Source organism: Peribacillus sp. B-H-3, assembly GCF_048572925.1.
Taxonomy (GTDB): Bacteria; Bacillota; Bacilli; order Bacillales; family DSM-1321; genus Peribacillus.
On sequence record NZ_CP183879.1, the window covers coordinates 2,471,979 to 2,496,065 of the forward strand.

At 42.7% G+C, this 24,087-nt stretch carries 22 protein-coding genes and 4 pseudogenes; 23 read left to right on the top strand and 3 right to left on the bottom strand.

Features of this window, described 5'->3' with window-relative positions; translation table 11 throughout:
- Positions 1-849: 849 nt before the first annotated feature.
- The 13 genes and pseudogenes from ACN6MY_RS12265 to ACN6MY_RS12325 form a co-directional block, all read left to right on the top strand.
- Positions 850-1,518, top strand: coding sequence for a Crp/Fnr family transcriptional regulator (locus ACN6MY_RS12265; RefSeq protein WP_419880455.1), 669 nt, complete (start codon positions 850-852; stop codon positions 1,516-1,518).
- 308 nt (positions 1,519-1,826) lie between these two features.
- Positions 1,827-3,899: a hydantoinase/oxoprolinase family protein gene (locus ACN6MY_RS12270; protein ID WP_419880456.1), complete on the top strand. Its 2,073-nt coding sequence runs from the start codon at positions 1,827-1,829 to the stop codon at positions 3,897-3,899.
- Between the two features lie 128 nt (positions 3,900-4,027).
- Positions 4,028-5,893, top strand: a complete 1,866-nt coding sequence (locus tag ACN6MY_RS12275; protein ID WP_419880457.1) for a hydantoinase B/oxoprolinase family protein — start codon at positions 4,028-4,030, stop codon at positions 5,891-5,893.
- Complete coding sequence (locus ACN6MY_RS12280) at positions 5,890-6,663, top strand: creatininase family protein (protein WP_419880458.1); 774 nt, start codon at positions 5,890-5,892, stop codon at positions 6,661-6,663. Before ACN6MY_RS12275 ends, ACN6MY_RS12280 begins: the two co-directional genes overlap by 4 nt.
- Before the next feature lie 585 nt (positions 6,664-7,248).
- Positions 7,249-7,899, top strand: coding sequence for a GntR family transcriptional regulator (locus tag ACN6MY_RS12285; protein WP_419880459.1), 651 nt, complete (start codon positions 7,249-7,251; stop codon positions 7,897-7,899).
- 252 nt (positions 7,900-8,151) lie between these two features.
- Entirely contained in the window at positions 8,152-9,621 is a 1,470-nt protein-coding gene (locus ACN6MY_RS12290) for a 4-hydroxyphenylacetate 3-hydroxylase family protein (RefSeq protein WP_419880460.1), read from the top strand.
- A 183-nt stretch (positions 9,622-9,804) separates the two neighbouring features.
- The gene (locus ACN6MY_RS12295) at positions 9,805-10,575 is read left to right on the top strand and encodes a carbon-nitrogen family hydrolase (RefSeq protein ID WP_419880461.1); all 771 of its coding nucleotides are present in this window, start codon (positions 9,805-9,807) and stop codon (positions 10,573-10,575) included.
- A gap of 61 nt (positions 10,576-10,636) precedes the next feature.
- Positions 10,637-11,311, top strand: coding sequence for a DUF2848 family protein (locus tag ACN6MY_RS12300; RefSeq protein WP_419880462.1), 675 nt, complete (start codon positions 10,637-10,639; stop codon positions 11,309-11,311).
- A gap of 5 nt (positions 11,312-11,316) precedes the next feature.
- Entirely contained in the window at positions 11,317-11,658 is a 342-nt protein-coding gene (locus ACN6MY_RS12305; protein ID WP_101642099.1) for a cupin domain-containing protein, read from the top strand.
- A gap of 292 nt (positions 11,659-11,950) precedes the next feature.
- Positions 11,951-12,745, top strand: a complete 795-nt coding sequence (locus ACN6MY_RS12310) for a cysteine hydrolase family protein (RefSeq protein ID WP_419880463.1) — start codon at positions 11,951-11,953, stop codon at positions 12,743-12,745.
- A gap of 66 nt (positions 12,746-12,811) precedes the next feature.
- Entirely contained in the window at positions 12,812-13,636 is an 825-nt protein-coding gene (locus ACN6MY_RS12315; protein WP_419880464.1) for an adenylyltransferase/cytidyltransferase family protein, read from the top strand.
- 39 nt (positions 13,637-13,675) lie between these two features.
- Positions 13,676-14,152 carry a flavin reductase family protein gene (locus tag ACN6MY_RS12320; protein WP_419880465.1) on the top strand — a complete coding sequence of 159 codons (477 nt, stop codon included), beginning with the start codon at positions 13,676-13,678 and terminating at the stop codon, positions 14,150-14,152.
- Positions 14,153-14,315: 163 nt separating this feature from the next.
- A pseudogene (locus ACN6MY_RS12325) lies at positions 14,316-14,525 on the top strand (MFS transporter); the annotation flags it as partial.
- 17 nt (positions 14,526-14,542) lie between these two features.
- Here ACN6MY_RS12325 and ACN6MY_RS12330 read toward each other — a convergent pair.
- Both ACN6MY_RS12330 and ACN6MY_RS12335 read right to left on the bottom strand, forming a co-directional pair.
- The gene (locus ACN6MY_RS12330) at positions 14,543-14,719 is read right to left on the bottom strand and encodes a hypothetical protein (RefSeq protein ID WP_419880466.1); all 177 of its coding nucleotides are present in this window, start codon (positions 14,717-14,719) and stop codon (positions 14,543-14,545) included.
- 19 nt (positions 14,720-14,738) lie between these two features.
- A pseudogene (locus ACN6MY_RS12335) lies at positions 14,739-15,207 on the bottom strand (nucleoside deaminase).
- Between the two features lie 122 nt (positions 15,208-15,329).
- Between ACN6MY_RS12335 and ACN6MY_RS12340 the strand changes: the two are divergent.
- Positions 15,330-15,797 carry a GNAT family N-acetyltransferase gene (locus ACN6MY_RS12340; protein WP_419880467.1) on the top strand — a complete coding sequence of 156 codons (468 nt, stop codon included), beginning with the start codon at positions 15,330-15,332 and terminating at the stop codon, positions 15,795-15,797.
- Between the two features lie 77 nt (positions 15,798-15,874).
- On the opposite strand, the gene ACN6MY_RS12345 is transcribed toward ACN6MY_RS12340, so the two are convergent.
- Positions 15,875-16,330 (bottom strand): DUF4871 domain-containing protein, encoded by a 456-nt coding sequence (locus tag ACN6MY_RS12345; RefSeq protein ID WP_419880468.1) that lies wholly within the window; start codon positions 16,328-16,330, stop codon positions 15,875-15,877.
- A gap of 265 nt (positions 16,331-16,595) precedes the next feature.
- On the opposite strand from ACN6MY_RS12345, the gene ACN6MY_RS12350 reads away from it, so the two are divergent.
- From ACN6MY_RS12350 to ACN6MY_RS12390, 9 genes and pseudogenes are all read left to right on the top strand, one after another.
- Positions 16,596-16,892, top strand: a complete 297-nt coding sequence (locus ACN6MY_RS12350) for a GNAT family N-acetyltransferase (RefSeq protein WP_419880469.1) — start codon at positions 16,596-16,598, stop codon at positions 16,890-16,892.
- A gap of 20 nt (positions 16,893-16,912) precedes the next feature.
- Positions 16,913-17,470: a shikimate kinase gene (locus ACN6MY_RS12355; RefSeq protein ID WP_419880470.1), complete on the top strand. Its 558-nt coding sequence runs from the start codon at positions 16,913-16,915 to the stop codon at positions 17,468-17,470.
- Between the two features lie 181 nt (positions 17,471-17,651).
- Positions 17,652-18,245, top strand: a pseudogene (locus ACN6MY_RS12360) ((Fe-S)-binding protein); the annotation flags it as partial.
- Between the two features lie 26 nt (positions 18,246-18,271).
- A pseudogene (locus tag ACN6MY_RS12365) lies at positions 18,272-19,657 on the top strand (LutB/LldF family L-lactate oxidation iron-sulfur protein).
- 1 nt (position 19,658) lies between these two features.
- Positions 19,659-20,378: a LutC/YkgG family protein gene (locus ACN6MY_RS12370; protein WP_419880471.1), complete on the top strand. Its 720-nt coding sequence runs from the start codon at positions 19,659-19,661 to the stop codon at positions 20,376-20,378.
- 145 nt (positions 20,379-20,523) lie between these two features.
- Positions 20,524-20,871: an ester cyclase gene (locus tag ACN6MY_RS12375; protein ID WP_419880472.1), complete on the top strand. Its 348-nt coding sequence runs from the start codon at positions 20,524-20,526 to the stop codon at positions 20,869-20,871.
- A 353-nt stretch (positions 20,872-21,224) separates the two neighbouring features.
- Positions 21,225-21,542 carry a hypothetical protein gene (locus tag ACN6MY_RS12380; RefSeq protein ID WP_419880473.1) on the top strand — a complete coding sequence of 106 codons (318 nt, stop codon included), beginning with the start codon at positions 21,225-21,227 and terminating at the stop codon, positions 21,540-21,542.
- Positions 21,543-21,911: 369 nt separating this feature from the next.
- Complete coding sequence (locus tag ACN6MY_RS12385; protein ID WP_419880474.1) at positions 21,912-22,631, top strand: SGNH/GDSL hydrolase family protein; 720 nt, start codon at positions 21,912-21,914, stop codon at positions 22,629-22,631.
- A gap of 419 nt (positions 22,632-23,050) precedes the next feature.
- Complete coding sequence (locus tag ACN6MY_RS12390; protein WP_419884157.1) at positions 23,051-24,031, top strand: ROK family protein; 981 nt, start codon at positions 23,051-23,053, stop codon at positions 24,029-24,031.
- Positions 24,032-24,087 lie beyond the last annotated feature (56 nt).

Genomic DNA, 24,087 nt, shown 5'->3' on the forward strand with positions numbered 1-24,087 from the left:
TTCTGTTTTAGTATGTAGATTAAAGTGGTTAGGGAGGTTATCTATAACCGAAATTGAAATTTTATCTAAGCTATAGGAGTAGGAACGAGGAACATTAAATTAGATTTATTATAGCTTTCAAAAAATATTGTGATAAAGTGTTGACAATCAAAGTAGATACATGTTAAATTTATCTTGAATTAAAGATTATTTATTTCAAGTTTTAATGTAATCATTGTATTTGGATAAACGGGTGGTTTTAGAAGCTCCGCAGCCGCCCTTAAGCAGAAATCAATCAGACAATACAGGAATTTCCAGACGGTGAAATGATTCACCGTCTTATTTTTTGTTTACATTGGTAATACCATAGGATCATGAATGCAAGCCTTAAAACCCAGAAGGAAAGAAAAAATATATACAAGTTCATGAAGATAAGCTGCAGGTATTCAAAGGAGTGGGGTTGAAGTCTTATTTATTATCAGCTATTTTAGATTATTCTATGAAAAGCAAATATCACGGGTGGTTACTGCCTTGATCGGAGGAGGGGTTATGAGTAAATTAAGATAGATTAAGAGTAAGAAAATGGCACTATTATGAGCAAGGCAAACCGGTTATGAGCAAAAATATAAATTTTGATTTGAAAATTAACTAACCTACGAACGATAAAAGATTAGCAGCCTGAAACCTAACGCAAAATAAATAGTTTATAAGTACTAAGTTAAGTGGTGGAGTAAATAAAAATAATGCGGATGGTTTAATGATATTTCCTTTTAAGGAAAATCCTTATAAATAAAAAAGTGGAGGGCCCAAAAATATGGTTCAGGAATTAAATGGAGTTAATAAGCACGATTGGAAAGGGGGCTTATGGAAATGCAGCATACAATTGAGGAAGCCTTCCATCCCCGGCAATTCGGACCGCTCCCAGACGAAATAGTGGACCTGGCAGTGCCTATATTTTTCCCTCGGGGAACGATTATTAATCGGCAGGGAGAGAAAGCGAATCAGTTCTTTTATGTTCACAAGGGCCATGTAAGAGGTACTATTGTTCGATCGGATGGTATCGAGAAAGTAATTGCATTCGCAGAATCAGGACAGTTTTTTGCAGAAGTTCCTTTTTTTCAGCAGTGTAACCATTGGTATACAGGTGAAGCGGTGGAACCGACAAATGTAAGCTCATTTTCCTGGGATATGATAGAGAAAATGAACCGTACACGGCCAGATTTCGTATTGAGATTAATGCAATCACTTGCACATAAGGTCTGGATGCTGAGTAACCAAATGATGAGTTTGACTTTTGACCACTCGGAAGTCAGGCTTGCTCGCATCCTGGTTGAAATCCTTACTCGGAAACCTGCAGGTACTCGGTCTCTTTCCATTACCCATCAAGAGCTTTCAGCTTTAATGGGTACTTCAAGGGTAATGGTGACGAGGCTGCTCAATGGGTGGCGCACAAGTGGGATTGTTGATCTCCGAAAAGGTACTATCTCCGTGATTAATCAAGAGGCGCTTGAGAGGATTGCAGCTTTCGGAATTGAATAAAACCTGACCGCGGCCCACAGTTTACCTTACGTACACTTATGTAACTGCTTAAAGCCATGTATTAAAAGAAGGATGTTTATAATACTTATTCATTACATAACCTCGCTTCTGATTGTCCATCATGTTAAGCCTAATCTATTATGCATTTAAATTTTCGCAAAATTAACAAAAATTTCATCTGAATGTAACTAATGAACAGATAACAGCTCAAAGTGGGTGCTAAACTAAGGGCAGCAAGCAGAAAGCACAGTTTTCTGTAATCGCTTTCGTAACAGTGTGATGAATGGATCCAGAAAGGGGAGAAAAAAATGAGTTGGCGTATTGGTATAGATACAGGAGGGACATTTACTGACCTGGTAGCACTCAATGATATAACTGGCGAGGAGAAGGTATTTAAAACGTCCAGTACACCCGATGATCCTTCCCGAGCTTTCCTTGATGCAATACAGGGAGTGTTGGATGAAATCGGAGAAGCAGCTGAAGAAGTGACCATGCTGCTCCATGGGACGACCGTAGCAACAAATGCTGTATTAGAAGGAAAGTACTCGAAGCTTGGCCTTATTGTTACAAAGGGATACAGGGATATGCTAGAGGTGGCCCGCCAGAATGTTCCCGGCGAGTTTGGGGCTATCAGCTACTGGATCAAACCGCCGCGGATTGTTCCTCTGGAATTAGTTCGAGAGGCGGACGGGCGCCTGAATTATAAAGGAGAAGTTTTACGGCCGCTTGACGAGGAGCAGATTCGGCTTGCAGCGAGGGAATACCGTGAAATGGGAGTAAAGGCAATCGCAGTGTCCTTTATTAACTCCTACCAGAATCCTGCACATGAAGAGCGGGCCCGCGAAATTATTCAGGAAGAATATCCAGAATGCTTTGTGTCGATATCCTCTGATGTTATCCGTGAATATCGGGAGTATGAAAGGACGCTTACTACTTGTCTAAACACAGGGCTTATGCCTCTTCTTTCGACTTATCTTGACCGCCTAAGTGACAGAGCCAAGGAAGCAGGAACAGAGGCACCGCTTTATGTAATGAAATCGAGCGGCGGCGTTTCCACAGCCAGCGAGCTGATTAAAAGGCCAATTGCAGCTTCACTTTCAGGACCAGCAGCTGGAGTAATTGCAGCCGCTGCTATTTCTAGTGCAGCTGGAATTACGGACGTTCTTACCCTTGATATGGGAGGGACAAGCACTGACATGGCCTTGATTGAAGGCGGGATCCCTCGGCTCCTCACTGAAGGCAAAATAGACATATATGATATTAAGTCACCGATGATCGACATGACCACAGTAGGAGCGGGCGGAGGCTCCATTGCATGGCTTGCAGGAAGCAAAGCTCTTAGGGTTGGGCCGCAAAGTGCTGGCTCCACTCCTGGACCTGTGTGTTATGGCCGTGGAGGAACAGAGCCGACCATAACTGATGCAAATCTAGTATTGGGAAGGATACCGCCTTACCTGCTTGGAGGGTCGATTCCGCTGGACAGGCAGGCTGCATATAACGCAATTAAGACTAAAATCGCTGATCCGCTTGGACTTACTGTTGAAAAAGCAGCTGCAGGGATATTAGAAATTGCTACTCAAAACATCGCAGCAGGTATAAGGGTTGTATCAGTCAGACGAGGACGTGACCCGCGTGATTATACATTGTTCCCATTTGGAGGTGCGGGCGGACTATTGGTTTCACCGGTTGCCAATGCGCTTGACATGAATAGCATTCTTGTTCCAATGGCACCAGGGGCTACTGCTGCTGCAGGTCTTCTCTATTCCGATGTACGTGTTGATCATGTTATTACGGATGTACAGCGGGAAGATTTACTTAATGAAGATCAGCTGCAAGAAGAGTTTTTACAAGTTCGGGAACGAGTTATCGAGGATTTAGCGAGCCAGGGCTTTAAAAGTTCAGGAATTCGCCTGCAGGCGTTCGTTGATATGCGTTATGTCGGCCAGGCGTTTGAAATTCGAGTTCCGCTTCCAATTTCGGATGATTCCATTTCACTTGCTGATAGCTTTAAAAACTTCCACACCGCCCATGAGAGTCAGTACGGCTATTCTTATGAAAACAAATCATTGGTTGAAATCGTGAATATCGGAGTAACTGGATTTGGACAGCTTGCACCGCCAAGGCAGCGTCCGAAACCATACTCTAAGGGAGGATGGAGTGACTTGCTGAAGTTCACGCGCCCGTTATTTGTGAATTCAGTGTCAGATTATGTCCATTGCCCGGTGTATGAGCGTCCGACCGAACCAATCTCTGAGCCGCTTGCAGGACCGGCAGTAATTGAACAGTACGATACGACTACTGTGGTGGAGCCTGGATGGGAAGTAGTCGTAAATGAATTCGGCCACTTGTTCATTACCAGAAAAGGAGGAGTACAAGGATGACAAACGATCAGCAAACTCATATTTTTGATACATCCATTTATAAGACCCCTGAATACAAACCATTCAGATAGCAAGAATGGCCGCGCACAAATGAAGAATGGGCTCGTATTGAGAAGTATAAGCAGAAAGTGGATCCCATTACTCTGGATGTCGTTGAGGGAGGACTCGAGGCTGCAGTGGAAGAGGGGGAGGCTGCAGTTGAACTTGCAGGCCGATCAACTATTATTCGTGAGCAGCATGATTATCGCGCATCCATTTGTACGGTAGACTGTAATAATGTAACTTCTGTTTCATGGGGTGCAAGTGCGGACGCAGTACGTGCTCACTTTCCTCTTGAAGATATTTATGAGGGAGATGTCTTTTTATACAATGACGCTTACGATTCACATGGTACCATTACCCATCTGCCGGACTATTGCATATGTATCCCGATCTTTCACAGCGGCCGCTTGATCGGCTTCAGCATGATTTTTGGACACACAGAGGACGTTGGCGGCAGATCGGTTGGCAGCTGGCCGACTACTTCTACCAGCATTTTTGAAGAAGGAATCCAAATACCGCCTGTCCGGCTGTACAGCAAGGGCAAGGCACAGGAGGATATTTATAAAATTGTCCTCCGGAACACCCGTTTTCCAGATACCATGCAGGGAGATCTGGATGCGTTCATTGGTGCCTGCCGACTCATTGAGCGCCAGGTTAAACAGCTTTGCGACCGCCTGGGTGCAGATATAGTAGAAGCTGCTATGTACAAGCTGATGGATCGCTGTGAAGAAGCGGTCAGAAATGTAATATTGCCGATGTTCCCAAATGGCGAATTCACAGGAGAGGATTTCTTGGATAACGACGGAATTAACATGGAGGATCCAGTGAAGCTGATGGTTACCATCCGCAAGGATCCAACGAAAATTATTTTGGACTGGACAGGGACTAATCCTCAGACAGAAGGTCCGCTGAACTCACCGAACGATGGCAGATTTTTGTCCAAGTGGGTGGGCTCTTTCCTTTCCCAATTTTCACCTGGTACAGTCATTAATGAGGGTGTTACAAGGGTTTTCCGCTGTGAACTGCCGCCAGGCACTGTGCTGACATCGGAGTATCCGGCTCCAGTTATTAATCGGATGCAGTGCTGGTTCCGCAGTTTTGGTGCCTATGGTGCTGCGCTGGCCCAGGCTTTTGACGGGAATGTGACTGCGGATAATAACTGTGTTCAAGTATACGGTGTATATGGCTATGATAAAGACGGAAAGCCATGGCTTTATCGTGAGGTATTCGGCGGCGGATCAGGAGCACGTCCATACGCTGATGGAACCGATGCGGTGGACATGGTTAATGATGCCAAGAATCTGCCAACCGAGTTTATCGAACAGCGGTATCCTGTAGTTATTGAGAGAGTTGCTCTTAATCCTGATTCAGGCGGATGCGGGAAGTACCGTGGTGGAATGGGTTATGTGAAAGACATCCATATCTTAACGGACGGGTTTTATGTCACCTATGTGGACCGGACAGCTTTCAGCTGCTTTGGTGTAAACGGAGGAGGCCCTGGTCTGCCTGGTGGAACATGGATTAATCCTGGCACTCCAGATGAGAAGTTAATCCAGTTTTGCCAGGAGGGAATCCCTGTTAAAGCTGGTGATGTTATCCGGGTTACGACTCCAGGTGGAGGCGGTTGGGGCGATCCATTGGAACGGGATGTTGAGGCCATCCGTATGGATGTTCTACGCCAGCTCGTGTCAGTTGAAAGTGCGAAGGAAAATTATGGGGTTATAGTACACAAGCGGTTAAAGGGTCTAACTACTGACTATGAAGTTGATGTAGAAGCTACCAATCTGATGAGGGAAAAAATCCGTAGAGAAAGAAATGCGCTAAAGCTCATTAATCGCGGTGAATATGCAGAAGAAAAACGGAAAGCCGGGAAAATCACCTATAATGACGTGTTTCTGCCTAAGGCCGTTGCCGAGGCTCAAGCGCCAGCAGGTGAAGAGCAGCTATCATGAGTTTTATTGAACTGAAATATTTAACTTCATCTGAAGCCGCTGCGGCTGCCAGGGAAATAGGAGCGATTGGTTTGATCCCAGTAGGAGCATTGGAGCAGCACGGTCCACATCTGCCGCTGGTGACTGATTCAGCCATGGTCGAAGTACTTGCTGCTAAAGCAGCCCGACGCTTTAGAGAGCCAGTCATAGTCACACCAACACTCATGGCTGGATTATCTGAGCATCATGTGGAATTTCCCGGCACTGTTACGCTTGACCGGAAAACGCTGAAAACTGAAATTCTAGCATATATCACTACACTTAACCGCATGGGTCTGACTCGCATTGGACTTTTGAGTTTTCATGGCGGAAATTTCAGTTTACTAGGGGAGTTTGCCGATGATAACAAACTTGCCTTGCAAGGGATTCATATAGAAGCTTATACCGATTTTCGACGGTTTCTTAACGTTATGTTTAACGCCGGCCAGAAAGCAGGATTGCAGCTTGCTTCAACTGACAGCCATGCAGGAGCGCTTGAAACAAGCCTGGCTCTGCATGTGTTAGGTGAGGAACGGGTGCGTGAATTTGAAACTGTGAGGGGTTATACTAGAGACGATCAAGGCTGGATGGAGACTATGCAGGCTAAGGGAGTAAAGGCAGTGAGCTCCACCGGTGTTTTTGGAACGCCGTGCGGTGCAAGCGCGAGAGCCGGAAAATTGATTCTGGACGCCCTGGTTAATGAAGTGGTTTTATGGCTCGGGGAAACGTTTCAGCTTGAGGAAATCCGCTAATTAAAACTACTAACTGCACTTGGTGATTAGTAATTGCAAAAAAATCAACAACAGAGGCCCAAGGCTGCCAGCCTTGAGCCTTTTTAATGTTGGGAAGGATCGATTTTCAAAATATAGTTTTGTTTATAGACAAAACCGCACTACTTCTATTATCGAGACAGCACTACCTATTTTCAGGGCGCCATGGTGCGAATTTTTGATTAGCATTCAGGTCTATGTTTAAGTTCATTGTTGATTATTGGTGCGGAAGGTGCGAGACTCCTGCGGGAAAAGCGAGTCAAGGGAGACCCCACAGGCGTATAACGCCGAGGAGGTTCCCGGACCGCCCGCGGAAAGCGAGTGCCTGGAGCGGAAATCAACAGGCACGTTTAACATAGCTTGGTGAGCTTTTGTGCGAAACTCCTTTTCCCACAGGAGTAGATAGCGGGATACAAATCGTTACTATATAATTTTTAGAAAATTTAAATTTATTATTTGACTCGTGTACACTGTATTATGTACAATGTATACATAAAACATAAACAGTTGTCCTGGTAATCCCGGACTCTATTTCTAAAGAGGGCGATTTAATTGGAAGAACGGTATTTGAAGCCAATTCAACAGCAAACGACACAGGATATTGTGTATAAGCAGGTATTGGATGCAATATTAAATGGTGCTATTACCAGAGACGAAGTCTTTACAGAAGTTCAGCTGGCAGAAACTCTAAACACGTCGCGAACACCTGTTAGAGGAGCTTTACAGACTTTAGTCAAAGAAGGATTGCTTGTTTCAATCCCAAGAAAGGGACTGACTGTAAGAAAAATATCTCAAGAGGAACAAGATGAAATCTTTCTGTTAAGAAGTTCAATCGAATTAGAAGTTATGAAAAAGCTTACTACTACCAAAGTTTCAAAAGAAGGCCTAATGCTGCTTAAGCATTTAATTCTGCAGCAGGAAGAAGCAATGAATAATGACGATAACATTCATTTTATTGATTTAGATCAGGAATTCCATCTCACACTGACAAGACTTTCCAATTATAAATTGATGGAGCAAGTGTTAATTAATCTCCATAATCTTACACAATTGATGGGATTAAAGGCAGTTAGCCGAAAAGGGAGAATGAAGGAAGTGCTAGGGGAACACAGGCAAATCATCCATTCCATTGAGGAAAAAAATTCGGAATCGGCTTCAAAATTTATCTTAGATCATTTAAGCAATTCTAAAAGCGCCTTGAATTTTGAAGACAGATAAAAAAATCCCACTCGAAAGGGGGAGATAATTTTCCATATTCAAAAGATAGAATTTCATATCAAAAAGCAGGAAGTCTCCTCTAGTCAGTCACATTTGTCCGGATATGTCTTTTGGTTGAAATGAAAGCGTATACACTCTGAATATATATTGTCAGCTTAGGAAATTCACAGGAAAATAGTGAAAAGCTCAAGTTCCAATGCAATCAAAAAACATAGATTACTATAAAAATTGTTTCTAGAAAGGAAGATTACATTGGTCAGAACAGGTGCGCAATATTTAGATTCGATAAAGGATAACCGCTGTGTATATATTGGAGGAGAACGGGTGGAGAATGTTACGACACATCCTGCCTTTAAAGGTATTTCCCAAACGGTTGCGAGTCTTTATGACATAGCAGCCGATGAAAAACAAAATATGACCTACATAACAGAAGAAGGCACGATAGCCAACAAAATTTATATGATTCCAAAAAGCATAGAAGAGCTTAAAGAAAGACGTGAAGCCATTGAAAAATGGGCGAATGCAACTTGTGGGTTTGTTGGTAGAAGCCCGGATCATGTTGCTGGTTTTTTGGCTGGATTTGCAAGCTCACCTGATGTTTTTGCCCGAGGCGGACAAATGTATAAAGACAATGTATTAAACTTCTATAAGTACGCCAGGGATAATGATTTATATCTAAGCTATGTAATTATTCCTCCACAAACAGACCGAAGTAAAGCTTCACATGAGCAAGAATATGAATTTACAGCTGTCGGTGTCTATAAAGAACAGGAAGATGGGATCATTGTCCGAGGTTCACAAATGTTAGGGACCGGTTCAGCAGTATCCGACTACCTCTTTGTAAGCTGTATTTCACCTCTTCGCCCAGGTGATGAAGCACATGCTGTGTCTTTTGTCTTGCCGCTGAATACACCAGGGCTAAAATTATACTCTAGACCAAGTTTTGCAGCTGATAAGCCAAGTACCTATGATTATCCATTATCTACACAATTTGACGAAGGCGATTCACTGGTTGTTTTCGACGACGTGTTTATTCCATGGGAGCATGTTTTCGCTTATCGAAACATCGATATAGTAAGAGCTCAATTTCATGAGACGCCAGCGCATGTTTATGGGAACAGTCAGGCGCAAATCCGTTTTGTCACGAAACTTAAATTTATCATTGGAATTGCCAGAAAAGTGGCTGCCATGAACGGAATTGATAAATTGCCGCCAGTACAGGAGAAATTGGGAGAATTAGCTTCCATCGCTGCTTCTATTGAAGGCATGCTGCTGGCATCCGAGTATAATTATATGACGGATGAAAACGGAACTGTTTATCCGAATCGCAGATTTTTATATGGAGTCGTTGGTTTACAGGATTCTATTTATCCTAAAGTGATCCATATATTAAGAGACTTAGTAGGTGGGGGAGTTCTTCAAGTACCTTCTACCTATAAAGAAATGATAAATGCTGAAACAAAGGATGACATCTCACGCTATATCAAATCTCCCGGTGCGTCTGCGGAAGAACGTGTGAAATTATTCAAACTCGCCTGGGACGTCATAGGTTCAGAGTTTGGGGGCCGCCACCAGCAATACGAGTTGTTCTATAATGGTGCCCCATTTGTAACTAAAGGGTATGCTTTCAGAAACTATCGCTACGAAGAAGTGGTTCAGTTGGTAGATCAATTTCTGGAAAGCTATCAGATTCCGCAAAAAATGGGAGAACAAATGATTTAAAAACGCTGTTTTCGCATTGATTGTTGTTTTTCGAATACAGCGTAATTACAGATTTATTCATGCTTCGGGGCATCTTTTCGTAATATCGATGTATGAATATCCCTGAAAATGATGTACGTGCGTTTCAATCTAAGATAAAAGCAACAATGTTACAAAAAGAGCCTTTAAAAATGAGGGAAAATTATGAAAATAACTTCTGTACAAGTTGAAATTAAGGATAATGAATCAAAAGAAGAAAGAATTCAAAGGGTAAGCGGGATTTTGGACGGGTTAGAAGGTCAGGATTTGATTTTGCTGCCTGAAATTTGGGCAACAGGTTATTTTGCCTTTGACTCGTATAGAAAAGAAGCAGAAACGCTTGATGGTCCGTTTGTCCAGCACTTTTCAGAGAAAGCAAAGCAGCTTGGGGCATATATACATGCCGGAAGCTTTGTTGAAAAAGAAGGGGATAAGTTTTACAACACAAGCGTCGTGTTTAACCGTGAAGGAGAACTGATCGGAACAAGCCGTAAGATTCACTTATTCCGATACGGCTCAGCGGAAGGAGAAATCCTGACACGCGGCGAAAAGCCTGCAGTGATTGATACCGAATTTGGAAAAATTGGTCTCTCTACATGTTATGATTTGCGCTTTCCAGAATTATTCAGGCAGCAGGTAGATGAAGGAGCGAAGATTTTTCTGGTCACTTCCGCATGGCCGCATCAACGGCTTCAGCACTGGAAATTATTCAATGCGGCGCGTGCCCTTGAGAATCAATGCTTCCTAATTTCTAGCAATTGCGCCGGCAAAACAAACAATGTACTGCTGGGAGGCCACAGCCAGGTAGTCGACCCATGGGGTGTCGTCATTGCGTCTGCAGGCGAATTTGAAACCGTGCTTAAAACTGAAATAAACCTGGAGCAAATAGATTCGATTCGTGAGGTTTTTCCGCAGCTGAAACACCGGGTTTTATAAGAAGCAATGTAAGATTGGTTCCTTAAAGTGAGGACAGTATAGTCTGTAGGAGGAATGAAAAATGGAAGTTCAAATTGAAAATAAGGATAAGAACTGGACGCCTGACCGGCTTGTCATTGCTGGCTATACCGCGAAGGACCAGGATGCTGCAAGAAAGCATATTGAAGAATTAAAAGAATTGGGAGTTCCTGCCCCGCCAAGAATTCCCATGCTATACGATCTCACTCCCGCGTTGCTGACCTCCGACTCTACAATTACTGTGGTGAACGATCATAGCAGCGGCGAGGTTGAAGTTGTTTTACTTGATATAGACGGGACTAGGTATTTAGGGTTGGGAAGTGACCATACTGACCGCGTACTTGAAGCAGTCTCCATCCAAAAGTCCAAGCAGGTGTGCCCAAAGCCAATAAGCAAAGAATTATGGAAGCTTGATGAGATCGAGGAGCATATGGGCGAGATTGAATTACGAAGCTGGATGACAATTAACGGCGAAGAAGCCTTGTACCAGGAAGGGAAATTGAGTTCATTTCTATCTCCTGCCGAATTGCTGCAAATTGTTGAAGAGCGCGGATACAACAGTTCCAATCTGGCTTTGTTCTGCGGAACGCCGCCACTTATAGAGGGTGAGTTTATTTTTGGAGAAGCGTTCAGGGCAGAATTATTTGACAGGAAACTCGAAAGAAAAATCACTCTTTCATATAAAGTCCAACTTTTAAAAGATGCTGAGGAGGAATAATAACCATGCCAAAACAAGAGCTTGAATTCACTGCATACACAAAATTTGAAGTTGAACAATTTGAAAATGTTAAAGGATTATCCCAAAGAGTCATTGCAGCCGACCCTGAGACAGGGGTAGCTACCCGCATTTTGCAATTTGAGCCTGAAACCGATACATCACCAAATGGCGTACAAATTCACGACTTTTGGGAAGAACTCTATATTATTGAAGGTTCAATCATTGATTTAGAATTGAATGAAGAGTTTACAGCAGGCATGGTGGCTACTCGCCCGCCAGGAATGAAGCATGGGCCGTGGATTTCAAAAAACGGCTGCAAAATCTTTGAAGTCCGCTACTACGCATAATTTGTAAAAATTACAGCGAACCATGATAGCATCTAAGAATTTGGCTATGTAAAGTTCATTGTTGATTTTGGCACTGTGTTGATTGGAGTGGAAGGCGCGAGACTCCTGCGGGGAAAACGGGACAAGGGAGACCCCGCAGGCGTTTAACGCCGAGGAGGCTCCCGGACCGCCCGCGGAAAGCGAGTGACCTTCGCTGCAATCAACAGGAAAGTTTAACAGAGCTAACAATTTATAACTAGATAGTTATTTTTGATCGAAAAAGCTAAATAATCAAATTCAAGGAGGACTATAAATGGAAAGCAAAGTAGTTAAAGACTTTTTAAAGATCTACAATCGGACAGAGGAAGACCTGCTTCAGCCAGATCAGCTTGAAGCAAAAGGTGTATTTTCCGGAGAAAAAGAATTTATCGAGTTTGCGGAAAAGGACTATAACACCGATAAACACTGGTCTTTTGAGATTAAAAAAGAGGAATGTGCTCTATTGGTGATTGATATGCAGGAGGATTTTGTCAATCCATCCCATCCAATGTGTGTTCCAGAAGCCTACCGGATGGTTCCACGTATCAAAAACGTTATTGAAGAGTGCAGGAACCTCGATATACCGGTTATTTACACAGCCCATACAATCGCACAAGACTGCAGCGCCGGGTTTTATCAATACTGGGAGCCAATCAAAAATGGCGCCATCAAAGAGGGTGAACCAGGAGCGGATATATACAAAGGTATTTACCCTTTGCCGAATGAGCGGGTCATTAGAGCAAAACATGCGTACTGCTCATTTGCTGGTACCGACCTGGACTATGTACTCCGGAATTTAGGTGTTAAAACTCTTATTATCAGCGGAACATTGACTAACTTCTGCTGTGAGTCGACCGCTAGAACCGGTTATTTTCTAAACTACAACATCCTATTTGGAGAAGATATAAATGCGACTGACAATGCACTTGCCCATGAAGCGACCATTAGGACGATGAGAAGGGGCTTTGCCCGTGTTTTATCAGCAGAGCAGATTAAGCAGGTGCTTAAAGCAGGAGATTCCATCCACCATGATGCAGTTAGAAGCAAAGAGACAGCATCTGTAAGATAAGAATCACAGTTTTACACCCTGAATTAAATACAGCTAGGAAATCATGATGATTAGAAGGTGAAACAAATGGAAGTTATACATGTAACACATCCAATAGCCGGGTCGATGGTTACAAAGGAACCTCACGTAATGGCAATAGGTTTTTTTGACGGCGTTCATCTGGGCCATCAATCTCTTATAAATGAAGCGAAACTAATAGCTAAAAAGCTGGATGTTAACTTTACTGCAATGACCTTTGATCCACATCCCAATGAAGTTATTAAATTTGAGAAAAACATGCAATATATCACACCTTTGCCCTCTAAAATCGAGAAAATGGCAGCTCTTGGAGTGAAACGACTTTTCATTGTAAGTTTTGACTTGGCATTTGCTTCCCTTTCGCCATCAGATTTCATAAACCAATATATTTTAGGACTTCAAGCCAGGCACATCGTGGTCGGCTTTGACTTTACCTTTGGCCGGAAAGCTCAAGGAACCGTTGATTATCTAAAGGAGTCCAGCAAGATAAGTGAATTCGATGTAACAATCGTTTCTAAAAAATCACACAACGATCAAAAAATTAGTTCGCCAATGATCCGAAAGCTGTTAAGAGAAGGAAATGTACAGCTCATACCTGATTACTTAGGCGAATTTTATGAGATCAAGGGCACCATTCAACAGCAGAATAGGCAGAGTCACGATAACTATTTGGGATGTATCGCAGAAAAAAAGTTCATGCTTCCGGCACCTGGTATATACCGTGTGGATATCAATTACGGAGACAAAACATGGCAGGGTTTATTAAGCAGAAAAAATTCTAGTTTGGAAATTAAATCGGAGAACAGCTGGATACCTGAATCTGGGGGGAGATTGTACGATAAAATTCTTAAGTCCCGTACAGATGCCGCATAAAACAAAAACGGAGTTTACTTTTAAGGAGGTCATCAACTGATGGATGATAGAGCGTTCAGAACCGCGATGGGTAAATTTGCAACAGGTATAACTGTGATTACAACAAATATTGAAGGAGAGGCACACGGCATGACGGCAAATGCTTTTATGTCGGTTTCGCTGAATCCAAAACTAGTATTAGTGTCAATAGGTGAAAAAGCAAGAATGCTGGACAAAATTAATCAAACCGGAAAATTTGCGGTGAATATATTGTCAGAGCAGCAGCAGGAGTATTCGATGTATTTTGCTGGACAGATTAAAGAAGAACGTAATATTGAATTTGACTGGATTAGTGAAATGCCTGTGATTCAGGATGCGCTGGCAAACATCGTCTGTACGGTACAAAGTAAGCACATTGCCGGAGATCACACATTATTTATCGGCGAAGTAACCGATATCGTCATTCGTGATGGTGAGCCATTAACCTTCTTTGAAGGGAAATACGGTAAAATTGTCAGCAATGAAATTGTAAATTAATAAACCAATGGTGCCGATAGGACCTCCTCTCTTCCAAAAGGGAGAGGAACTCCTTCCTATGTTTTACGGCTATTGCTTCCGAATGAATTAATTTTTTTGAAAATTCAGTAAATAATTGATTATCACCATTTTTAAATAATAATGAGGTGTATTAAATGAGTCAATCCGGGAATTAGATAAGAAATCTGAAAAGATTTTATTTGCCAGTCTAATTGGAAGTACCATAGAGTTCTATGATTTTTTTCTATATGGGACAGTAGCTGCACTCGTTTTTAATAAATTATTTTTCCCAAATGACGATTCTTTCGTCAGTTTATTGCTGGCATATGCATCATTTGGCGTTACCTTTTTCATCCGACCGGTAGGCGGCCTCAAGACCTTCTGCATCAATCACCTGTATTCCCTCATAGCTTCCGATCCCGGCAAAATATCATCTGCCAAGGCCACATCTCCCTCTATGATTTCCCCATTGAATACATCGATGATTCGTCCGTTTTTTATGACGGTATCAGCAGGCTCCAACCCCGCTGCAACGACGATCCGCTTTTTTAATTGCTCTTTATTCATCAAACCACCCCGCTGGATTTCAGTATGTTATTTTTGTGATAGAGGTAACCCATGCCTGAAACGGATCCTGGGATTCCTGGACGAACAGCTGCTTCATGATGATTTGGCGCTCTGACGCCGCGAGGGCAAGCTGTTCGTAAATGAACTGGTCATCAAAGCCGGCTGCCGCCGCATCCTCCTTCGTGGATGCGAAATACACAGCTTTCGGCCTTGCCCAGAAAATGGCCCCCATGCACATAGGGCAGGGCTCGCAGCTTGAAAAAATTTCACAGTCCTCGAGCTGGAAGGTATCCAGATTGGCGCAGGCAGACCGAATGGCCTGAATTTCTGCATGTGCCGTTGGATCATTGGAGGACGTGACTTCATTCCGGCCGATCCCACAATTTTGCGCCTTTTACAACTACGGCCCCGAAAGGCCCGCCATGATTTTCTGACACATTATCCACTGCCGCCTGTATGGCCATTTTCATAAAATTCTCCATTCCCATCTCCCTCTCTATCCTTTTAACTGAATAATTCGTTATTATATCGTTATAAGGGTCAACTGGAGGATAAAGTTGTCAGATAATCTTCCTGAGAATTTTAGAAAAGAATGGGGACGTGCTGAAAAATGGATATTACAATAGAACGAATCACGTATGAGAAAAAGGCGGCCTTAAGGCAGCTTATGGAACTGTATCAGTACGATTTCAGCGAGTTTACAGATGAGGATGTCAATGAGTTTGGAGAGTATGGTTATAAATATATCGACCATTATTGGACGGATGAAACCAGGTTTCCATATTTTATTATGGTGGGGGGGAAATACGCCGGGTTTGCATTGATCCGGAAAATAGAAGAATACTATTCTATGGCCGAATTCTTCATCTTAAAAAAATATCGGAGATACAGAGCTGGCCGGCAGGCAGCCTTTCAATTATTTGATCAGCATCGGGGTGCCTGGGAGGTATCAGTCATAGAAGAGAACATGCCAGCGGAAAAATTCTGGAGGCGGACCACCTCCTTATATACGGGTGATCATTTCAAAGAAGGGGCCAAAGAGGGCTGGAATGGCCCGGTATTTTCGTTTAGGTCCTAGTTCATGAAGCTCTGTTAAGCTTCAACGCTGACCACAATCTGACCATAAAGTTTTTCATCAATGTACGCATTCAAGGTTTATAATCCTTTTGAAGGCAGACTCATGGCAGCTGGCATATCGAAACGGCGGTCAACAGCGGTTCCGACTGATCCGATAGACCATCCCTGCTGTTTTGAGTCCGGAAGAACAAGCGCCTTGCTGACCGCCCCGGTATCCTTCTTGACCGCAATCACAGAAAAGTTACCAGAGGGGATCGAATCTCCAAAGAGAAACCACATATACTTATTCACTGTATCCGCCTTCCAGGGAGTAGACAGGATGGCCACTTTTCCTTCCTCGCCGCGAAGCTCCAGCGAATCATACGAAAAAACGGGGCTTTCATTCCAATCCACATCCTTCATAATGGAAGAATCAAAGTAACTCGGTATGTCCTTTTGTGATACATAAACTTCTTTAGTAGGCTTTTCGGGACTGTCAGAAACACAGCCTGATAACATAAATAACGCAGGAATCAAACAGCTCAACACCTTCATGGGCATCCTCCTTATTACAGCATCTCTTCATATGTATTCTATCCAGATTGTGGTAAATCCTTCTTTAGATAGTGGGGGACTTCCTGATGGGTAACTTCCCGATGGGGGACTGTCCCCATTTCCCGATTATTTCCCGAATGTTCTAGATGAATTTCAAGACCAAAACTCCATCATGGAATACGAGAAATGGCTCAGAGCGGGCTTCTCAAGACCAAAATGTCCTCGTGGCATCTAAGAAATGGTTCAGAGAGCGGCTTTCAAGCTCTTGATTAAAATATCATCATACGGCTCATCATTATGCAAATCCGTAGATTTGTTTTGGCTTTCGGACTGCTTTGAAGTGGTGGAATTGGCGGTACATCCCTCTTTTAGAATTAAGGGTCTTGGAGAATTATTAGTCAGAAATCTACTAAAGGATATAGAAACCAAAACAGCCATCTTAACCACTCAGGCTGATAATGTCAAAGCACAGAAATTGTATAAGAAATTAGAATGGGAGACAGTGAAAGAAAACTTTTATACCGGTCAGGATCCATATGTGATTATGGGGAAAATAATCTGAAACTATCAGGAGTAAAAAACATGAAATTTATATTATTATTCGGCCCTCAGGCTATAGGTAAAATGACAGTTGGCCAGGAGCTGGAGAAGAAAACTGAATTAAAACTGTTCCACAACCATATGACCATCGATCTGCTTCAGCCGCTCTTTGGCTTCACTCCTGAAATGTGGCAGCTGTCCAATTCATTCAGAGAATCAGTCTTTGAATCGTATTCAACGACCAGCCAGTATGGATTGATTTTCACCTATGTATGGGCGTTTGACCAAAAAAGGGACTGGGAATATGTCGAAAAAATAACCAATATCTTCAGGTCCAAAGGGGCGGAAATCTACTATGTTGAGCTTGAGGCGGATGTAGAGGAAAGGCTGCTTCGAAACAGAACTCCCCACAGACTTCAGCATAAACCAACTAAACGGAACATCGGGGAATCAGAAGGACATCTCCTGAGCACGATGGAAAGGCTGAGATTGAATTCGAATCCAGGAGAAATCGAAGAAGAGCATTACATAAGGATTAATAATACTAGATTGAATGCAGAAGAAACCGCCCAAAGAATTAAAGAAGCGTTTCAGTTATGAATACTGGCAGGAGCTCACTTCCATGAAGGACAAATTCAGACAAAATCTATGAGAATGTTTTTCATTAAAATCAAGAACAGGGAAATTATTAATATTTTTATCTTAAGAGGGACAATCCGTCTCTTTTTAATGTTGGGAGAGTTGAAAAGACCGATAGAGCCGTATTTATATAGAAGGATTCTGCGGGCAGCCTGCCTATAATAGCGGTTATACAAAACAATCGAAAGAAGCCATGAAACGGATGATTGATGCCTTCTTGGATTCTGAATATGTGGTATGTCCTTCTGGATCCTGCGCATTTATGTTCCATGAATATCCCCATATTTTTAAAGAAGATCCTGTGTGGAAAGAGAAAGCGGAAAGGCTTGCCGTGAAAACTTTCGAGCTTACCCAATTTATTGTGGATGTATTGAAAATCGAAGATGTAGGGACTGTGTTTGAGGGTAATGTCACCTATCATACTTCCTGTCATATGACGAGGCTGCTTGGAGTCAAAGAAGCTCCTATGAAACTTTTAGAAAATGTTAAGGGCTTACATTTGACTGTGCTTCCAGGAAAGGAACAATGCTGCGGCTTTGGAGGAACCTTTTCTGTGAAAATGGGACAGATCTCTGAACAGATGGTGGATGAAAAAGTTTGTCATATCGAAGAAACAGCGGCTGAGTACCTGATTGGCGCAGACGCAGGCTGCCTGATGAATATCGGCGGGAGAATCGAGAGGAAAGATAAGCCGATCAAGGTATTACATATTGCCGAGGTCTTAAACAACCGCTGACACGGACTATAAGGGGGGGAATTCTGATGGCAATGAAAATAGGCAGCGATCAATTTAAAAAGCGGGTGGATAAGGGGATTCAAGACAGCTTTATGCGGGGAGCGGTCTCCGCCGCCCAGGACGGAATGGGAGTGAAAAGGCGCATTGCCGCTGAAGAACTTGGGAATTGGGAGGAATGGCGTTCTCACGGGGAAGAAATCCGCCAGCATGTGCTTGAAAATTTGGACTATTATTTAGAACAGTTAAGTGAGAATGTCGCCAAGCGAGGCGGTCATGTATTCTTTGCCCAGACAAAAGAAGAAGCGAATGATTATATCCGTGGTATCTTACGGAAAAAGTCTGCCAGAAAAATTGTGAAATCCAAAAGCATGGTCACGGAGGAAATCAGTTTGAATGCTGTTTTGGAGGAGGAAGGCTGCAGGGTGGTGGAGACAGATCTTGGCGAATATATTCTCCAGATTGATGATCATGATGCTCCTTCCCATATCGTGGTCCCGGCGCTTCATAAAAATAAAGAACAGATCCGCGATGTTTTTACGGAAAAACTGGACTATACGAAAACCTCACTTCCGGAGGAGCTTACCGGCCATGCCAGGGAGATGCTGCGCAGCGAGTTTCTGACAGCGGATATTGGGATCACGGGCTGCAATTTTGCCGTGGCCGAAACTGGCTCTTTCAGCCTGGTCACAAATGAAGGAAATGCCGATTTAGTGACGGCTTTGCCGAAGACTCAAATTACCGTGATGGGAATGGAGCGGAGCGGATTGTGCCTACCTTCGAATAAATGGAGGTACTCGTCTCCCTATTGACCAGGAGCGCGGTCGGACAGAAGCTGACCAGCTATATTACGGTCCTGACTGGTCCGAGGGAGGAGATGGATGTAGATGGCACGGAGGAATTTCATCTCGTCATTCTGGATAATGGACGATCCAAAATCCTTGGAGGGGAATTCCAGTCGGTCCTGCAATGCATCCGCTGCGCTGCCTGTGTGAATGTCTGTCCGGTCTACCGCCATGTAGGCGGCCATTCCTATGGATCGATTTATTCCGGTCCAATCGGAGCCGTCCTTTCACCGCTTCTTGGGGGCTATGAAGAATATAAAGAGCTTCCGAACGCCTCCACACTATGCGGGGCCTGTACAGAAGTCTGCCCTGTAAAGATTCCGCTAAGGAAAGGCGCCAATCTCCGAGAAGCTTGCGATGAAGGCATTCGGCCTGGGCGCTGCTTCTCCTGCATTATATAAATGGGGATCAAAAATGGCACCGGCGGTCATGTCGCCTTTTACATCAGGAGATAAAATATCCAAAGGACCCGGCCCTTTGAAGGCATGGACAGAGATCAGGGATTTCCCGGCCCCGAATAAAGAGAGATTCAGAGATTGGTTTAAAAACCGTGAGAAAGGCGGCGAATGATATGGCAGGAACCATCCAAAATCGTGAAGCGTTTTTAGACAAAATCGCAGGCAGTCTGGGACGCCAGAGGAATTCGGGTCCGTTCGAGCGGCCCGTCTGGAAATACAGACCTCAGGATGAAGTATTAAAGGGATACAGCCAGAATCAGCTGCTGGAGGTGTTGAGGGAGCAATGCAAGAAAATCCTTACCTCTCTGTATACAACCGACTTAAAGCATCTTCCGGAAACCCTGGACGGGGTGGTACATGGCTATGGCGGTGGGCCCGTGGTCCATTGGAAGGACGGGCGTTTCTCCGAGTGGGGACTAGATCCTCTATTCAAGGAAAAGTGGCCCGAAAGGAAGATCGATGTTTTCGAGTGGGATCATGAAAAAGGTGTGGAGAATATCGTCAAAGCAGAAAAGGCCAATATCGGAATCACAATCAGTGAAGTGACATTAGCGGAATCGGGTACGGTTGTTTTATACAGCAGCAAGGATAAAGGAAGAACCGTCAGCTTCCTGCCAGCTTGCTATATTGCGCTCATTCCGAAAAGCTCCCTTGTGCCGAGGATGACACAGGCAGCCCGGAAGATGAGGGAAATCCACGAAAGGACCTGGCATGTAGCATCATGCATTAACTTCATTACCGGACCAAGCAACTCGGCGGATATCGAACTGAACCTGGTCGTTGGGGTTCATGGACCTGTCAAAGCAGCTTATATTGTAGTGGATGATTTATAAGCAAAGGATCTGTCTCTATTCGAGACAGATTTCTTTATCAAACGATTGTCCATTGGGATTAGTTGGACATTAAGAAGAAATTATATTTACTTAAATAAATGAAAAGGCTATCATTTTGATTGAGTAGTTATTTTAGGAGGGCCAAATGATTAGCATTTCAAAAAAGAAAATAGTAGAAGTATGGTTTAAAGAATATTTTACTAAAGGAAATTTACTGATATTAGACGAACTTACAACAGAGGATTTCGTCTATCATTCAAGAAATGGGGAAAATTCAAGAGAAAATATGAAGGATTTCATGAAATGGTATCGTTCAGTTTTCCAGGATGATGAGTGGGAAATAAATGATTTGATAGAACAAGACAATAAATTAGTAGTAAGATATACGGGTTGGATGACTTACACTGGAGGGTGGTTTAATATCCCTTCTGAGAATCAGCGAGTAAAAGAGTCGGGAATCATGATATCTTCTTATTTGACAACGAAAAAGTGAAAGAACTATGGTGTGAAAATAGCGATGCAGCAATTCTATATGAGTTAGGCGCACTTCAACAAAATACTCATACAGTATTTTAAGTATCTATTTGTTTTCTATAGCCTATAGTGCACTCTGGAATGACCAGGATACAGCCAGAATCTCCTGCCAAAGGAATGGAACAAACATCTACATCCCTGTTTCCAACAGACGGATATTGATCCTGATATTAAGGTTCCAAGAATAAAGATGAATGATAAAAACTGCTTTAACCCTTCAAATAAAATGGAAGGGTTATTCGTATTGTCATATAAAGGTTTTATCAGGAATAAGCGTAAAACTGTATGATCTTTTTAAAGGAGTCAATTCAAATGACAAATAGGTATTTAATTAGAAAAAAGTACGTGGAGCCGGTTTTATTCCTGATTTTCATGGCCCTGGTCTTTATTATCTCAAACCCAACACAAGCCCGTTTCGAACGCTGGGCAGCAAAGGAATTGAAGAGGGATGAAAGTCTTCGGGGCTTTGGGAAGCAATTAGTGATAGACGGGAAATATGAAAAGGTATTGGAAAAGAGGAATTATCTCTTATTTTCGGTTTATTATGCACAGGCAGCCGATTCGGGTGTGAAAATGAAATTCAAAGTCGTGGGGATATTGAATCGGTATTATCCTGTTGATGTTGAGTAGAGGATAGTTAATCAGTGATATCATAACCGTTCTTAAAGAAAATTTATTGAATAATTGGTGTGTACAGAGAGCTTTTTTAAGAGCCAGCGTTTATTTTAACTAAGGAGTTTCAACTGTCTTACATGATGTTTTCGATTTGAGTGAACTCTCGGTAAGTTTATTAAAGCATAGATGAGTTCGGACAGGGTAGAGCGTAAAATGCGGTAACCAGTCCGAAGTCAGCTGCGGTACGGACAGGTTGAAGCATCGACAAAGGAAAGTAGTCCAAAAGCCGAAGAAGATTTATAGCACACAAACAAAGAATGCATCCTTGGAATATCCTATTAAACCTTATATTATTAAAGAGTAATGGTTAATAGGAGGAAGATTATGAAAATTTTGTGCTTTGGTGATAGTTTGACCCGGGGAGTTACGTACTTGAATGGACGCTTGAGAATTTTGAAGAATAATTATCCAAAAATTCTCCAGGAGTTAATCTTGAAAAATAGTAAAGATGAAAATGAGGACCAGATTACGGTCATTAATAAAGGGGTTTTTAATGACAATTCCGACTCTCTTATGAAGAGATTCGAGCGGGATGTAATTGGGGAGAGACCTGATTATGTGATTATTGAAATAGGCGGCAATGACTGTGACTTTGCATGGGCGGATGTTGCTAAAGATCCGGATGGGGAGCATCAGGCAGTAGTGCCGCTGGATCGGTATTTAGGTAATCTGAAGTCCATGGTCATGAATATAAAAAGTGAGGGCATGACACCTATTCTTTCAACTCTGCCGCCTTTAGATCCAGTTCGCTACTATAAACGAATCACGGAAAATTTCAGTTCTATAGTGAGTAACTGTATTTGTAAAGCGGGAGGAATCGAGCATCAGCATAGTATCTATAATCGGGCACTAAAAAAAATTGCCGAAGAGCTGGATGTTTTTATGATTGATGTCAGAAGTGCAATTAAGTATGCAGGAGATTTAAAGGATTTAATCAGCGATGACGGCATTCATTTAACGCAAAAAGGATATGAGATTTTTGCCGAGGAAGTATATCAGAGATTATTTGGACGTTTGGAAACAGATTCGAAAACAATAATATGATATGAAAAAAGTCGTTTGTCAAACGGCTTTTTTTTGGCCAAAACAAAATCTTCAGCCTGGGAGGAGAGCCATCATGCTTTTAGTAAGAGATATGAAAAAACAGATATTAAAAAAATACGCCTTATAGCAGCAAAAACCTGGAGGGGCACCTATAGTGCCTTTATCCGTTGACGGTATATCAGGGAAATCCCAATATTCCTTTTGCGAAAAGGAAGGATTCACAAGAGAGAGCAACGGGGATTTTTACGGCCACCCTGTGGTTTTTATGCTGATGAAAAAATACTTGCTAAAATCTTCTTGAAAATGATCAAAATACTATGATAAGGTTACATTATAACTTATTAAAGAAGTTTAATAAGTTTTTAGGCGGTGATGTTTTGAAAGAAAAATTAGCGACTCCCAAATCGTTAAAGGGGGTCATGATGCGGGGGATACGGACCACACTTTTAAAACTTGGAAGCACAACAAAAGTGGAGCTCAGCCAAACCTTAGGAATCAGCTTCCCTACCATCAGCAAGTTTCTATCTGAGATGGAAAGCGAAGGGGAAATCCTGCTGGCCGGCCTGGATGATTCCAGCGGTGGGCGGCGGGCAAAACGATATACATACAATCCAGAATATATGTTAGGCTTAGCTATATTTTTGGAGAAAACAGAAACGAATTATACCATTTTTAATTGTGTGGGAGAATGTAAGGAAGATGGAAAAGCAGATAGTGTATTAATGGATAGCGGACTGGAAGCATTGACTCGCTGCATTGAGGGTTTATTGGCACGGTTCCCTAAGATTTGTTCGATCGCCATCGGCGTACCGGGTTCAGTGGATAACGGACATGTTTTTTATATACCAGGCTACGAACAGCTTCAAGATTTTGATTTAAAAGGATACTATGAGGAACTGTTTTCTGTTCCTGTTATTGTAGAGAACGACATGAATGCTGCTGTTCTTGGATTTCACAACAACATGGGAATGAAGGAGAAACACTCCCTTATCTATTTGTATTCCGGTCAAAATGGACCTGGGGCAGGGATCATGGTAAACGGAGATGTTGTACGGGGAAGAAGCTTTTTCTCAGGCGAGGTTTCATTTGTCCCACTTTATAATGACAGAAATTTTCGGCAGGCATTGGAAAACGAAGGTGAATCCAAAAAACTAGTAATTGCTGGGGACCGTGAAATTGATGCCATAAGCAGGTTAGTGGCAGCATTTACTGCGATGATTAACCCGCATACCATCATTTTTTGTGATGATGAAGCAGGTGATGCCATTCTGGAAAAAATCGCTTCAGTAAGCTCGAATTATATTCCTGCTGAACATCTCCCGGAGCTTATTACGAGTGATTGGAAAAAAGACTATTTACTTGGATTGCAAAATTTATGCTTGAATCTTTTGCTGGCTTAAGCTGCCTTCCTTTAAAAAGGGTCCTCTACAATGGTTTAGCAGGCCTAAATTTTTCT

Excerpts from the sequence above, each read along its gene's own strand:
- ACN6MY_RS12265 (WP_419880455.1), top strand. The coding sequence starts at position 850 with ATGCAGCATACAATTGAGGAAGCCTTCCATCCCCGGCAATTCGGACCG.
- ACN6MY_RS12270 (WP_419880456.1), top strand. The coding sequence starts at position 1,827 with ATGAGTTGGCGTATTGGTATAGATACAGGAGGGACATTTACTGACCTG.
- ACN6MY_RS12280 (WP_419880458.1), top strand. The coding sequence starts at position 5,890 with ATGAGTTTTATTGAACTGAAATATTTAACTTCATCTGAAGCCGCTGCG.
- ACN6MY_RS12295 (WP_419880461.1), top strand. The coding sequence starts at position 9,805 with ATGAAAATAACTTCTGTACAAGTTGAAATTAAGGATAATGAATCAAAA.
- ACN6MY_RS12300 (WP_419880462.1), top strand. The coding sequence starts at position 10,637 with ATGGAAGTTCAAATTGAAAATAAGGATAAGAACTGGACGCCTGACCGG.
- ACN6MY_RS12305 (WP_101642099.1), top strand. The coding sequence starts at position 11,317 with ATGCCAAAACAAGAGCTTGAATTCACTGCATACACAAAATTTGAAGTT.
- ACN6MY_RS12310 (WP_419880463.1), top strand. The coding sequence starts at position 11,951 with ATGGAAAGCAAAGTAGTTAAAGACTTTTTAAAGATCTACAATCGGACA.
- ACN6MY_RS12315 (WP_419880464.1), top strand. The coding sequence starts at position 12,812 with ATGGAAGTTATACATGTAACACATCCAATAGCCGGGTCGATGGTTACA.
- ACN6MY_RS12320 (WP_419880465.1), top strand. The coding sequence starts at position 13,676 with ATGGATGATAGAGCGTTCAGAACCGCGATGGGTAAATTTGCAACAGGT.
- ACN6MY_RS12330 (WP_419880466.1), bottom strand. The coding sequence starts at position 14,719 with ATGAATAAAGAGCAATTAAAAAAGCGGATCGTCGTTGCAGCGGGGTTG.
- ACN6MY_RS12340 (WP_419880467.1), top strand. The coding sequence starts at position 15,330 with ATGGATATTACAATAGAACGAATCACGTATGAGAAAAAGGCGGCCTTA.
- ACN6MY_RS12345 (WP_419880468.1), bottom strand. The coding sequence starts at position 16,330 with ATGAAGGTGTTGAGCTGTTTGATTCCTGCGTTATTTATGTTATCAGGC.
- ACN6MY_RS12355 (WP_419880470.1), top strand. The coding sequence starts at position 16,913 with ATGAAATTTATATTATTATTCGGCCCTCAGGCTATAGGTAAAATGACA.
- ACN6MY_RS12370 (WP_419880471.1), top strand. The coding sequence starts at position 19,659 with ATGGCAGGAACCATCCAAAATCGTGAAGCGTTTTTAGACAAAATCGCA.
- ACN6MY_RS12375 (WP_419880472.1), top strand. The coding sequence starts at position 20,524 with ATGATTAGCATTTCAAAAAAGAAAATAGTAGAAGTATGGTTTAAAGAA.
- ACN6MY_RS12380 (WP_419880473.1), top strand. The coding sequence starts at position 21,225 with ATGACAAATAGGTATTTAATTAGAAAAAAGTACGTGGAGCCGGTTTTA.
- ACN6MY_RS12385 (WP_419880474.1), top strand. The coding sequence starts at position 21,912 with ATGAAAATTTTGTGCTTTGGTGATAGTTTGACCCGGGGAGTTACGTAC.
- ACN6MY_RS12390 (WP_419884157.1), top strand. The coding sequence starts at position 23,051 with ATGATGCGGGGGATACGGACCACACTTTTAAAACTTGGAAGCACAACA.